The sequence below is a fragment of the Ensifer sp. D2-11 genome (assembly GCF_054161295.1).
The window spans coordinates 1,028,019-1,041,022 of record NZ_CP096433.1 but is presented as its reverse complement, the minus strand read 5'-3'; the positions used below and the strand labels follow the sequence as shown (position 1 = coordinate 1,041,022).

Annotated in this window: 12 protein-coding genes and 1 tRNA gene; 2 read left to right on the top strand and 11 right to left on the bottom strand. The window is 61.1% G+C overall.

Annotated features, from left to right (window positions below; all coding sequences use genetic code 11):
* Positions 1 to 3: 3 nt before the first annotated feature.
* On the bottom strand, positions 4 to 975 hold the full coding sequence (locus M1D34_RS04960; protein WP_498780966.1) for a glycosyltransferase family 2 protein: 972 nt from the start codon (positions 973 to 975) through the stop codon (positions 4 to 6).
* A gap of 180 nt (positions 976 to 1,155) precedes the next feature.
* Entirely contained in the window at positions 1,156 to 1,926 is a 771-nt protein-coding gene (locus M1D34_RS04955) for a Stf0 family sulfotransferase (RefSeq protein WP_498780964.1), read from the bottom strand.
* Between the two features lie 176 nt (positions 1,927 to 2,102).
* On the opposite strand from M1D34_RS04955, the gene M1D34_RS04950 reads away from it, so the two are divergent.
* Positions 2,103 to 2,291 carry a type II toxin-antitoxin system HicA family toxin gene (locus M1D34_RS04950; protein WP_003530010.1) on the top strand — a complete coding sequence of 63 codons (189 nt, stop codon included), beginning with the start codon at positions 2,103 to 2,105 and terminating at the stop codon, positions 2,289 to 2,291.
* 4 nt (positions 2,292 to 2,295) lie between these two features.
* Entirely contained in the window at positions 2,296 to 2,733 is a 438-nt protein-coding gene (locus M1D34_RS04945) for a type II toxin-antitoxin system HicB family antitoxin (RefSeq protein ID WP_003530007.1), read from the top strand.
* A gap of 138 nt (positions 2,734 to 2,871) precedes the next feature.
* Here M1D34_RS04945 and M1D34_RS04940 read toward each other — a convergent pair.
* The 9 genes from M1D34_RS04940 to M1D34_RS04900 all read right to left on the bottom strand — a co-directional run bounded on the left by M1D34_RS04940 (position 2,872) and on the right by M1D34_RS04900 (position 12,896).
* Positions 2,872 to 2,947: transfer RNA gene (locus tag M1D34_RS04940), tRNA-Lys, on the bottom strand.
* Positions 2,948 to 3,075: 128 nt separating this feature from the next.
* Positions 3,076 to 3,993 carry a PhzF family phenazine biosynthesis protein gene (locus M1D34_RS04935; RefSeq protein ID WP_498780961.1) on the bottom strand — a complete coding sequence of 306 codons (918 nt, stop codon included), beginning with the start codon at positions 3,991 to 3,993 and terminating at the stop codon, positions 3,076 to 3,078.
* A gap of 176 nt (positions 3,994 to 4,169) precedes the next feature.
* Complete coding sequence (locus M1D34_RS04930) at positions 4,170 to 4,919, bottom strand: NUDIX hydrolase (RefSeq protein WP_498780959.1); 750 nt, start codon at positions 4,917 to 4,919, stop codon at positions 4,170 to 4,172.
* 2 nt (positions 4,920 to 4,921) lie between these two features.
* Positions 4,922 to 6,028, bottom strand: a complete 1,107-nt coding sequence (locus M1D34_RS04925) for an endonuclease/exonuclease/phosphatase family protein (RefSeq protein ID WP_003530001.1) — start codon at positions 6,026 to 6,028, stop codon at positions 4,922 to 4,924.
* A 149-nt stretch (positions 6,029 to 6,177) separates the two neighbouring features.
* Entirely contained in the window at positions 6,178 to 6,621 is a 444-nt protein-coding gene (locus tag M1D34_RS04920; protein ID WP_003529999.1) for an NlpC/P60 family protein, read from the bottom strand.
* 789 nt (positions 6,622 to 7,410) lie between these two features.
* The gene (locus tag M1D34_RS04915) at positions 7,411 to 8,745 is read right to left on the bottom strand and encodes a TadE/TadG family type IV pilus assembly protein (protein ID WP_003529996.1); all 1,335 of its coding nucleotides are present in this window, start codon (positions 8,743 to 8,745) and stop codon (positions 7,411 to 7,413) included.
* A gap of 533 nt (positions 8,746 to 9,278) precedes the next feature.
* Positions 9,279 to 11,018 carry a TRAP transporter large permease gene (locus tag M1D34_RS04910; RefSeq protein WP_498780956.1) on the bottom strand — a complete coding sequence of 580 codons (1,740 nt, stop codon included), beginning with the start codon at positions 11,016 to 11,018 and terminating at the stop codon, positions 9,279 to 9,281.
* On the bottom strand, positions 11,015 to 11,716 hold the full coding sequence (locus tag M1D34_RS04905; RefSeq protein ID WP_003529993.1) for a TRAP transporter small permease subunit: 702 nt from the start codon (positions 11,714 to 11,716) through the stop codon (positions 11,015 to 11,017). The genes M1D34_RS04910 and M1D34_RS04905 overlap by 4 nt, the downstream gene beginning before the upstream one ends.
* 40 nt (positions 11,717 to 11,756) lie before the next feature.
* Positions 11,757 to 12,896 (bottom strand): TRAP transporter substrate-binding protein, encoded by a 1,140-nt coding sequence (locus tag M1D34_RS04900; protein WP_010969663.1) that lies wholly within the window; start codon positions 12,894 to 12,896, stop codon positions 11,757 to 11,759.
* Between the last annotated feature and the right edge of the window lie 108 nt (positions 12,897 to 13,004).

The window sequence follows — 13,004 nt, the reverse complement described above, 5'->3', positions numbered from 1 at the left end:
CTTTTAGGGATAGCGGATGGGCGCGATAAAGCCGAGTTCGAGCAGCTGCCTGGAACCCGAGAATCGCGTCGAGCATGCATCGGAAAAGTCGAATTCACCCGTCTCCTGAAGACCCTCCAGCATCTTGCGGTAGACGGCCGCAGCGTCGAAGTACTGCCCGTCGGCGACTGCCTGCTCGATCTTCTCTTTGTAGTCCGAGAAGAACTTGAAATGCAGCAGCACGCCGGAGACGGCGGGGAAATTCCTATCGCAGGGCAAGGGCTGGTGGATGCTGACGCCCAGGCTGCATTCCTTGTCCCAGAAGATGACAGGATATTTGATGAGTTCGAGCAGATGGGCGAATTTGCGCTTGCGCGGGCCGCCCGTGATGCTGATCGCCCGCTTCGTATAGCTGATCTCGTATCCGGAGCCGTCGAAATGATCGGCGATTTCCCACGGCATGCGGCCGTCGTCGCTGTCGAGCGTGGCAGCCCCGAGCCGTCCGGTCGGATACATGTCGAGCATGGGAGCTGCGAGGCGCTTTTCCCCTCTGCTCTCCAATGCCTGCAGAAGAGCACCGAGCGGCCGGTTCTCGCAGTCCTCGTAAATCAGGAACTCGTCGGAATCGACATTGAGATACCACCGGTCCCAGCCATAGCGCTCGAAGAGAGCCTCGCGCCATTCACGCCCCCTGCGGGCATCGCGATACCGCACCGGCGAACTCCAGAGGTCCACATCGTCTTGCGTAAGCAGATAGTCCCGCGTCCCGTCCGACGATACGTCGTCGACGCAGATGAAGCGGGTAACGCCGAGCCCTCTGTAGTGCGCCAGAAACGACGGCATCAACTTGCGATCGTTATGCGTATTGAACACGACGGGAATGTCGCCTTTGCCGAGAGGCCTCTGGCCGCCCTCGGTCAGGCATGACATTTCGATCGGTCGCCTCCGCTTGCGAACACGCGCCGTGAGCTTGTAGGTCTCGTACCGGGTAAGCACGCGATCGAATATCCCTCTCCGATCCCGCTCATTCTCAGCTTGGCGAGAAGGATATTGAAGATCTTTCAAGGTTCGCTCCGATCGGCCGCTGCAGGAGGATGCGTTTATCGGCATCGCCACGGGAATTCAACTCCGCCGCAACTCGAGGCGCTTGCCGCCGCAAGACTTCGGGCCAATGCGCTAGAACGCAAACGGATACCGCGGTCGCAGGCTCCGGGCCCCCAACTTGACGAAGTTCTTGAGTTTTCCCGGAATATGTTCGCGCCGGTCATAGGCCTCCAGGAGGTTCGCAGATATGCGATCCTCGTGGAAGCGGGCGATCCACTCTTCCGTCAAATCGTCGCGCTGGACTGCCATTGATGTCTGCAGCTCCGCCGGTAGCGGCACCTGCAAGTGCTCCGCCAAGTGGCTGACGAATGGAATCGGATCGGCGGCGAGCTCCTCGTAGACGAATTCGGTAAATTCAACGCCGGTGAGTTCCAGATAGCTTTGCCAGAAGGCATAGCTGTCGCGAATGTAGAAAAAGCATCGGGCGATCTGCTCGAAGTCGTATTGGGGATTGGCCCTTCCCTCGACGTGAGCGGCAAAACTACGTGTTTGCCTCGCCCGCGCATAGGATATCGCCTGCCTCAGCGTATCCCTGCGCCGCAGGAATACGAGCGCAACGTCATGCATGGCGAGGCAATGCTGAATGAAATCCCTTCCATAGACCTCATGCGTCACGAAAAGCTGGTTCGGGAATATCTTCGAGCCGAAGACGCCGTTCGGCGTAGAACACTTCCTGAGGAGTTCCTGAAAGAATGCGTCCCATGACAAGGCGCCGGTATCCAGCCGATGGATCTTGGGCGAGAGCCACTCGCTCGAGCGCCCCATATTACCGGCGCCATTGACGAGCGAACCCAGCCAGTTCGACCCGCTTCTCGCCTCCGTCAGGAGCAGATAACCTCGCATGAACTCTCCGTCCGAACTCGCTTCGAAGTCCCAGCCAGGCGGTCGTTAGAGATGAATATTGGCTTTTTTAGCACAAGCTGATGATCCGACGGTTCGAGACCATCCGAGAAAGCCGCCTTAGATTGGCTTGACAAATTCATTGGACGAATACACATGCGTGTGTATTGTCGTATCAGATGAAGAGCGGCGACATTATTGCAGCATTGCAGAAGGACGGATGGTACGAGGTTGCGACCAAGGGCAGCCACGTTCAATTCAAACATCCGAAAAAGCACGGCCGGGTTACCGTTCCTCACCCGAAGAGGGATCTACCAATCGGTACCCTCAGGAGCATTGAAAAGCAGTCCGGTTTGAAATTGAGGTAAGACCATGCGCAACTATATCGGATTGATCCACAAGGACGCCGAGAGCGATTACGGCGTTTCCTTTCCTGATTTTTCCGGCGTCGTGACCGCCGGTGCCGACCTCGACGACGCGCGCGCTATGGCAGAGGAAGCCTTGGCCTTGCATATTGAAGGGCTGGTAGAGGACGGCGAGGCCATCCCGGAGCCCTCCTCCCTTGAAGTTGTCATGTCCGACGTCGAGAACAAGGATTGCGTCGCTATTCTCGTCGCGGTGAAAACCGAGGCAAAAAGAGCCATTCGAGTGAACGTTACGCTTCCCGAAGGTGTCCTGAAGCAGATAGATGCCTTCGCCGAAGCCCACGGCCTTACGCGGTCTGGATTTCTTGCTCGTGCTGCAACGCACGAGATCGAACGGGCAAATGACGGCCACGACGCTTATGCGGAATCCCGCTTGTCGGCTTAGGGCACTTCCAGCAAAAATGTGTAACGCCTTTCCATGCGGAAGCGCGTACTTTCAAAAGCTTGGAACGAGTGTCCATGCCTTAAGCAAGGCATTGGTATCCGGCAAGCCATGAACGGATCTTTGAGAAGAAGAGAAGAATGGTGGGTGATCACGGGCTCGAACCGTGGACCCGCTGATTAAGAGTCAGCTGCTCTACCAACTGAGCTAATCACCCGACCGGAACCGCTTCGCAGCGGTCTGGTGGGGCGTATAATGGCGTTCGCCGGGCTTGTCCAGCGCCCTTTGCAAGTTTTCTGCAAAAATTTCAGCGCAGTGCATTCGTGCGTCCTTCGTGCCGCCACTTCAGACCGCCAGCTCCCCTTCGGCAACTTTTACGGCATGGCCGCCTATCCGCGCGCCCGCGATCTTGCCCTCCGCTATGTCCAGATGCAGATGAATGAAGGAAGGGCGGCCCATTTCCACGCCCTGCTCGATCAGCATCGGATGATGGCCGTCGACCAGGCCGTCGAAGAAGTTGATGGCGCCGGAAAGAGCGGCCACGGCCGAGCCGGTCGCCGGGTCCTCGGCGAGGCCCATGCCCGGGGCGAACATCCGGGCATGAAAGCGGGCTGTATGGTTGATGCCGCCGCGACAGTAGAGATAGGCTGCCGCGAGCCGGCCTTCGGCAAGCGGTGCCAAGTGCTCCCAGCGCTGCGGATCGAATTCCACCGAAGCCGCCGCGCCGACGTCGCGAAGGGGTATCATGACGAAGGGAACGCCGGCGCTCCAGAACGACGGCACATGATTTTCAAAGCCGACCTGCGTCGTCTTGAGCGCAAGCGCGTCGGCGATCTCCTGCCGGTCCAACTGCGCGTGGAGCCGGATCGGTTTGCGCGGCAGGTCGAATTCGGCGAAGGTCGCCGCTCCCGGCTTCAGCCTGACGGCAGCGCGGACCGGCCCCACGCTTTCCTCCAGCACCTGCATCAGTTCGAGCGCACTGTTGGCCTCCCCGTAGGCCGCTTCCGCAATTGCTACGGCCGCTCCGACCGTCGGGTGCCCGGCGAAGGGCAGTTCGTGTGCCGGCGTGAATATCCGGAGGCGGGCGGAATGGGCGGCGTTGCCGGGCCGCAGGATGAAGACCGTTTCGGAAAGGTTGAACTCCTGGGCGATAGCCTGCATGGCTTCCTCGGCAAGCCCCTCGGCCTCGAACACCACGGCAAGAGGATTGCCCGCCAGCCGCCCCTCGGTAAAGACATCGTAGATCGCGTAACGCCGTGCCATACATGTCCCCTTATTGGTCCGGGTCGCTGTGGGTTAGGTTCGGGTAGCGCGGTGTTACGAAGATCCCCTCTGCCGACGCCGCGACGTCGGGTGCAAAACTCTGCGGTGCCGCACCGCTCGCGACCTTGCAACGCCAGCGCCCCGGCGGCAAGGCAAAATGCCGCGGCAGCGTTCCTTCACGCCGTCTGTTGCCCGCGGACACGCGCAAAAAGCCATTCGAGTATGGGTGGAATGAACTCCGGATAATTATGTGCGGCCGGCTCCGGCCCGCGGATCGCCACCGCCTCGTCGATCTCGGGATGGGGATCGACAGCGACATGCGCCGCCACCCGCGCAAGGATTTCCTCCGCCGTGGCCGCCAAACGGAAAACGCGGAAAACGGTAAGGGTGCCATCCATGCGGATGGCGTGCCAGCCCGGTTCTGCGATCGCCTCGGAAAGCGAGATGCCGGTTTCCTCCATGACCTCGCGCGCGATGTTGCGGGCGACGTCGCAGCGCCCGTCGATGATGTCCTCAGGCTCCAGCGAACCGCCTGGGCTGTAGACCCGCCCCGGATTGGCCGTATGCCCACGCATGCGGATAGCGATCAAGGCACCGTCCGAAGAGACGAGCATCGGCATGCCAAAGATATGGCTCGCGCCCGCCGCCCTCGTTTTCCGCCACCAGAGAAAGGTCGAATAGGGAACGATATGGGCACGCGCGCTGATGCGCCCGTCTGTGATCCGGACCGATCTCTGCAGTACCATCCTGCCGTCGAATAGGTGTGGGTTCGCGGCGATTTCCCGCCCCCAGCTTTCGCGCGCCCGCTCCGCCTCTGCCAGATGGAACGGGTGAGGCTCGGGCGAGACCTCTATATCGATTTCAGCGACCGGAAAGATCGTCCCGTCGAGAGGCCATTGCGCCTGGTCGGTTTCGGGCAAGGTCATCTTCAAATGTCCAGGGTCATCACGACAGGGCAGTGGTCGGAGGCCTTCGGCCGGTCCCAGCCGGTGCGCGGATAACGCTCGACCTCCTGCCCCGCGGGAAAGATCGTGCGATAGGGCTGTCCGGCACGGATGATTTCAGGCAGCCGGGCCGCGTTGCGGCGCGCCAGCTCCGGCGACAGCCAGATATAGTCGAGCTGGCAGAGATGCCTATCTTCCGGCCCCCTGCTGTGGAAGAGCGTCCATCGGTCGAGGACCGGCCGGCGCAGATTGGGATTTTCGACAAAACCGTCGTGGCTGAGGACGTCGAGCGCGCTGGTCGTCTCCTCATGCGGCAAGAATTCATAGCCGTTGCGCCGGTCGCCCAGCACCTTCACCTTCTCCTGATAATCGTTCATGTCGCCACAGATCGCGAAGACTTTGTCGGCCGTATGTCCACGGCCGAAGCGGCGTTCGATGATATGGCGCACGGCCTTCACCTCCGCGATACGCACGGCCATCGTCGCCTGGCGGCCGTCGAGACCCTCGCGCGCCGGCCCCATGGACTTGAGATGCACGACATAGAGGGTCAGCGGCCGCCCGCCGATTCGCACGTCCACTTCGAGGCAATCGCGTTTGAAGATGCGGTCGCGGGGCCGGTTCGTAAGTGCCAGCTCATCGTTGAAAAGGTCGAGATCCTCATAGGTGAGCGCAGCGTGGCTCTTGACCTCCAGGCACTCGATCTTCTGGCCGTCACGGGTCTCCTCCCGCATCAGCACGGCGACATCTATGCCGCGGGAGTCGTTGCCCTCGACCAGGTATTTCTGGCGATAGCCGTTGCCGGCCATGCGGAACAGATAGCCATACTCGAAGGCCTGCAGCGCCGCCATGTTGTCGGCCTCCTGCAGGCAGAGAATATCGGCGTCGCAATCGGCAATCGCCAGCGCCGACATCTGCCGGGTGTCATCCGTGTGCGCGATCGTGCGCGCCTCTTCCAGACGTTGGTATTCCGCCTCGCTGCGAACGTCGAAGAGCCGCAACACCCGATCCTGCTTGAGCTGATTGCGAAAGCCGGAGAAATCGAAACGGCTCATGAGGTTTTCGATATTGAAGGTGGCAAGGCGAAGCGACATCAGGGGCAATTCCACATTGAATTGCCGGAGATTAGAGCGGGACGAGCAAGAGTGTAAAGCTGCAGATTGTGCCGCGCGCGGTCCCTCCGGGGCGTAGCCCGTCCGCCAGAGAGTGAAAGTTGCGATGAACCCGTGCGCGGCCTTGGCCGCTATCTTCTTACCGCCACCACCTGGGCCCGGCTGAAATAAGACAATTGCACGCGGCCCGACTGGTTCCCGCCGATAAGACGTGCGGTCGATTTCGACATCTGCGACAGGACGCCGACGTGATAGCTCCGTCCGGCTCTGACGACGACGACGTCGCCGGGGCGTGCGTAGGACAGCTTGACGGGAGCACCGAACCTCAGCCACGAGCGGGCGATGCCATAGCTCTTCGGTGGCTGCCGGCCGGACTTCCGGGCAACCATTCCCATGAAATGGCCGCACCATGGCGTACGGGCCGGATTGATGCCGAGAGCGGCGCGCAGGCGCCTGTTGTTTTTCACCTCGTGCAGCCCGGCATATTGCTGCGCCTGGGTCAGCATTCCCGCTGATGCGGTGTCGGGTGACGTAAGCGCAAGAAATGCTGCAGTCAGAAGCGCGACAACCTTCATGAGTTGGTCTCCCTCACAGCGCTACGGTCCAATCAGACGCAAAAGTCGCCGTAGCACCTGGTTTTGCTGCATGTTTCCGGATCGACTGCGATCCGACGATATGCAGCCGGCGCGGACGGCGTCATGCCGGCCTTCGCCTGCCTCTTCGTTTCCCGTCCACCGCAAGAAGTTCGCCCCTTCCGCAGACGCGCATATGCACGCGCCGAGCCGCTCCGCATTCGGGAATGCGTCCCGATCGCGGATGAAGAATGCTCCGGAATCAAAGGGCTAGAGCGTCCTTGAACGAGGCGTGCAGCAAACGGCCGCGCCCGGCGCCCGTTAAAGGCTCCAAGCCCGCATGCCTGAATCGCTGCACGGTCCGCCCGTAAGCAGTACCGTGTCGACAGCCGTCAAGGCTGCACCACGCCTTCGTCACAAAGCACGAAGGACTCTCTAGCGCTTTGAGGCTGCACATGGCCGGCCCCCGAAAATCGAATATGGATTTTCAGCCCGGTGTTGCAGCCGGCCCGCGAATTGCAATGGCCGTGCCCCCAACCTGATGGCGGTCGCTTTGCGAGAGTTCGAAATTCCCCTGCCAGCCGGTGGTTAGCAGGCGAAAACTTGCCGGTTAGGTGAAGCGAAATTGTGGCAAGGACCGCTTCTCTTGCGCAAATGGCGCAAATTTCTTCGCCGATTCGCTACTGTGACCCAGGAATGGCGCGTTTTTGCCGGTCGCTGGGCGGCTGTTTGACGGCTATCCTGCGCCCCGCCGGCCTTGCCAATGGAGGGCTGGCATCGCTGCTTTCAGGGTCAGCGCACTAAACGGATGGCGCCCGGATAATTGAAGTGGGTATTTGCAAGCTCCTTGCTGCAATCCATCTTGAAGGTACTGTTGCCGATCAGCGTGATTTCCTGTGCGATCAATCTGATGCACTCACCGCTGGTCGTGCCATTGCCGGCATATTGGAGTTCGCCGGCGTCGGGGAAATAGACGATTCCCGTCAGCGAGGATTTGCTGTTGCCGTTGATGACGGCTGATGCGGTGTTGCCGTGCTCTGCAACGATCGAGAAGCCGGCCCAACTGCCCTCGAGCGAGGGCGAGATATTGAAGGTGGCGCCTCCGTTGATCCTGAGCTCCGCATCGTTCATCAGAAAGAAGGTCACGCCCTGGCCGCTGACGACCGTCTGGCTGCCGAGTTCGAGCCGGCCACCATCGATGATGTAATTGCCCGGCTGGAGTGCGACGGCTCCTTTCAGATCCAGGCCGCCATAGGTGCCGGGTTTCAGCGTCACCACATAGCCGTCGGCATTTTTGGGTGTCTTTCCGGTGCCGTTGCAATCGCCGTTGCCGCCGCCTCCGGCGACGAAGGCCTGGCCGCAGCCGGAAAGATCCGTCCAGCCCGAAGGTTTGGGGAGCGCCTTGCTCGCAAACGGATCGGGTATGCGCGGCGACCCTTCCACGGCGGCCTCGCAGGCGAGCTGTACCGCCTGCGGCGAGCTGTAGATGCCGCCCGCTGCGTAAAGACATTCGGCCTTGAGCTTGCCTGAGCCGCCGATATAGACCGACTGATCGTCACCGGAGTTCGAAAGGACCGCGCATCCCGTCAGATCGGCAATCGCGCTGCCGCTGACCTCGAATGCCCGGTCTGCCGTGTGATGAAGAGCAAGAATGCAGGCCTCGGCCCCGGACGCGCGTGCCGCAACCGCCAGGCGCCGGATCTGCAGCGGGAGGCGCTCGAGGAAGAGCGGCTTGTGGTCCAGCACGAACTCTGCGGTAGCGGTATCTTCATTCACATTGCGCGTGAACTTTACGGACAATGCCTGCGTGGACGGTTCCGTGGCGACGGCCAGCGCGTCGACGACGCTCTCCTGCGGCAACGCATAATTGCTCCAGAAGAATTTTTGCGCCGCGTCGTAGGCGTCGTCCTCGGTGGCACCCTCGCCATAGGCTCGGACCGAGCCGAGCGCGGCCGCATCGAGGGCGCTCTGGATTTTCTCCGCCTCGAAGTAAGCCCCGGCGAAGTCGATCGCCAGCGCAGCCGCACCGATGATCGGAACGAATGCGATCGCGCCAAGAACGGCGAAGTTGCCGTCCCTGTCGCGCACCAGCCTTCTCAAATGCAGGCGGAACGTCGCGGCCCTCATAGCCTTCCCTCTCAGCAGCCCCACCGCAACACATAAGCATTAACTAATTTTGAGACCGTTACGAAACACGTTCGGCTTTTATGAAATCTTTACAAAAAGGCGGGATTCCCGGAGGCGCCCGGGGTGTAACGCTCTTCAAGCCGCCTCTTGCGCAAGAATCGGTCGTAGTTCGTAACAAATCGCCCTGAAAAGTTACTGGACCAAGGCCACCGATCTCGTCAAAAATAGCGGTGCAATCAGGGAAATGATTTCAGTAGCAATTTAGATCGGAGCTCGCTTCAGGGTGAACTCCGATTGCGAGGATGTACCCGGTCGAGCTCGCGGCGGCCCCCGGGCGGAGAGTGATGGATATGCCCGGTGCGTTTGGCACCCGGGCGTGATATTGCCGCCGGGAATATAGAGAGATTGAAGTTTTCGCCGCAATCTACCAGGACCCGCTCGCTGACGGCGGGCCCTGTTTTTGTATGGCGCTGTATCAGATGAACATTCGCGCGTCATATCGGCGGCGCCGTTGCACCGCCGCAGCAAGCGCGTCAGCCGTAGAGATATTCGGGCAGCCAGAGCGTCATGCCCGGCCAGATATACATCATGATCATGCAGAGAATGACGATCAGCATGTAAGGCATCATGCCCGCGAATATCTGGTTGAGGGTCACCTGCGGCGGCGACACCCCCTTGAGATAGTAGGCCGACATTGCAACCGGCGGCGACAGGAACGCAGCCTGCAAATTGACGAAGACGAGCACGCCCCAGAGGATCGGGTCGATGTCGAAATGATGGAGCATCGGCAGGAAGATCGGCACGAAGATGATGATGATCTCGGTCCACTCGAGCGGCCAGCCGAGAATGAAGATGATCGCCTGCGACAGGATCATGAACTGCACCGGCGTGAGATCGAGCGCGAGAACCCATTGCTCCACCAGCGCCTGTCCACCGAGGATCGCGAAAACGGCGGAGAAAAGCGCCGACCCGACGAACAGCCAGCAGACCATGGCGGTCGTCTTGGCGGTCAGGAACACCGCTTCCTTGGTGCGCTGCCAGTCAAGCGTCCGCGCCTGGAGCGCCAGCAGGAAGGCACCGGCCGCGCCGACTGCGGCGGATTCCGTCGCAGTGGTGATGCCGAACAGGATCACCCCGAGCACCACCACCGTCAGGATTGCGAGCGGCATGACTGAGGAAACGAGGAGCTTCACCACCTGCAGCCGTTCGGCCGTCATGTTGCGATAGTAACGCAGGAGCGCGAAGACGGCGACCGCGGCGGCGAGGCCGAACCAGACGTAGAAGCTCGTCGCAGGGCCGTCAGCCGTCGCAGGTCCTGAATCCGCAAGCGGCGCGCCGAGCTCTTCCAGCCCCTCCGGTGCTTCGGTCGCGGCGGCCTGTTGATGAATGACGACATACCACCAGAGAAGACCGAGCGTGGACGCCGTCAGCAGAAGCGGAACGAACGCCGCAGCAAGGTTCTTGACGAGTTTCCAATAGGTGAGCCGTCCCTCCCCCGCCTTGATCCCGAGCGCGCGTGACGGCGAAACGAGAGCGACGAGAAGACCGGCGAGCATGTTGGATGAATAGACCTCTGCGAAATGCTTCATCCATGGCGGCACCGGTACGCGCGTCTGTTCCTCCGGCAGCCGCGGCGCGATCTTCGGATTGAGCATCGCCCAGCCGAGGACATAGGCGAGATAGAGGAGCGCCAGAAAGAAGCCGGGAAACATCGTCGCCGCATAGAGCTTGACCACCGACTGGCCGGCCACCGCCGCATAGACGATGATCATCACCGAAGGAGGGATCAGGATGCCCAGCGTTCCTCCGGCGGTGATGACGCCCGAGGCAAGCTTCACATCGTAACCGGCCCGCAGCATCGGGTTCATGGCGATCACCCCCATCAGCACAACCACGGCGCCGACAAGGCCGCTGGCTATGCCCCAGAAAGTGCAGACGATGAGCGTCGTCACCGCGAGCGATGCCGGAACGCGCCGGAATGACAGCTGGATGCTGTAGAACATCTTGTCGACCAGCGCGCCCCGCTCCATCACGTAGCCCATTAGCACGAAAAGCGGGATGGAGATCAGCACGTCATTGGTCATGGCGCCGTAGGTGCGCTGGACCATGAGATCGAAGACGCGATTGTCGATCCAGGGTTCCACCGGATTGTAGAAGGCGTAGAAACCGAACAGCATTCCGAGACCCATGAGGGTGAAGGCCGTCGGAAATCCCATCATGATCACGACCACGATGAGGCCCAGCATCGTCAAGCCAAGGAATGGTTCACTCACCGCTCTCCCCCTCCGAGGCCGCGCTGCCGGGCCGCCCTGTCGATGTCCTGCGCGCGTTCGATGGCAGCCTCGCGCGTTTCCTCGTCCAGATGCTCGCTATGGGCAAGCTGCTCAGCCACGACGTCGATCTCTTCGACGTCCTTCAGCCGGGCCGGCCACGCCCCGGTTCTGAGACAGACGATACAGCGCAGGATCTCCGCCAGTCCCTGAAGAATGACGAGCGCGCCTGCGATCGGAATGACCGTCTTGAAGTAGTAGATCGGCGGCCCTTCAGCCGTGACCGTCGAGTGCTCGCCGATCCGCCATGACAATGCGGCGTAGTCGTAGCCTGCATAGATGAGGGCGGCGATGCCTGGCAGGAAGAAGAAGATGTAAAGGATGAGGTCGAGCGCCGCCTGCGTGCGCGGCTTCAACGAGCTGTAGATGAAATCACCGCGCACATGCGCGTTCTGCGCCAGCGCATAGGCGCCCGCCAGCATGAAGAGGCTGCCGTAGAGCATGTTGCTGGCATCGAATATCCATGCGGTCGGCATGTTCAGGATGTAGCGTTTGAAGACTTCACCGCAGACCAGCACCATCAGACCGATGATCAGCCACGCGGCCGCCTTGCCGGTCCAGACGCTGATGGCGTCGATCCTCATGAGCAGATGCTGAACGTTCACGCGCACCCCCGGGATGGCCAGGTCCTGACCGCACATCACCGGCCCCGCGCCGGTGATGTGCGGGATCGGGATGAAGTCAGAGCGACTTGGCGACCCCGTCTCGCCCGAAATAGTGGTCGAAGGCCATCCGCCGGTTGACGACGGTATCCTGCTCCCAGCGTGTCGCGCGTTCGGCAAAGGCAATCTGGGACTGCAGAACCTCCTTGAACACCGGATTTTCCGCAGATTTCTTCTTCACCACCTCGTCATAGACTTCGAGTTGCCGCTTCAGGATCGCTTCGGGCGTCTTGTAGAACTTGACCTGATCGGCCGTCTGCATCTCGCGATAATCCGTGGAGTAGCGGTCGATCGCCTTCCAGGCCATGTCCGCCGACGCCGCGTCCACCGCATTGCTTATGATTGCCTTCATCTGGTCCGGCAGGCCGTCGAACTTTCCTTTGTTGAACAGGATCTCGAATGTCTCGGCATTCTGATGATAGCCCTGCAGCATGCAGACCTTGGAGACGTCGGGAAAGCCGAGCAGGCGATCGGATGAGGCGTTGTTGAATTCCGCCGCATCGAGCAGGCCGCGGTCGAGTGCGGCGACGATCTCGCCGCCCGGAAGAGCGTTGACTGCCGCACCAAGCCCGGTGAACACATCGATCGAGATACCGACGGTGCGGAACTTCAGTCCCTGCAGATCCTCGGCCTTGGCGACCGGTTTCTTGAACCAGCCCAGCGGCTGTGTCGGCATGGGCCCGTAGGGAAACGACACGACATTGGCGCCGATCGACTCGTAGAGCTTGGCGAGCAGGTCCCTGCCGCCGCCATATTTGTGCCAGGCCAGCATCATGTTGGCATCCATGGCGAAGCCGGGCCCCGATCCCCATAGCGCCAGTGCAGTCTGCTTGCCGTAGTGATAGACCATCACGCCGTGGCCGCCATCGAGCGTTCCTTCGGAAACCGCATCGAGCAGTCCGAATGCCGGCACGACGGCACCGGCCGGAAGCACCTCGATCTTGAGGTCGCCACCGGTCATGTCGTTGACCTTCTTTGCGAAGTCGAGCGCGAACTCGTGAAAGATGTCCTTGGACGGCCAGGTGCTTTGCCAGCGCATGCTGACCGGCCCTTGTGCCCTCACGATGCTTGGCGCTGCAGCCATGGCCGCCCCGGCCGCTGCAGCGCCGCGCAGAAATCTGCGGCGCGATGTCCCCCCGCTTTCGGCTCTGTGTTTCATGTTTTCCTCCCAAGGCTGCGCGCGAACTCCCTCCCCTTCTGGGAGCGGATTTTTTCGCGGGCATTCACAATCGCTGAAGAGGCACAAGCATCGTCTGGAGACGCGCTG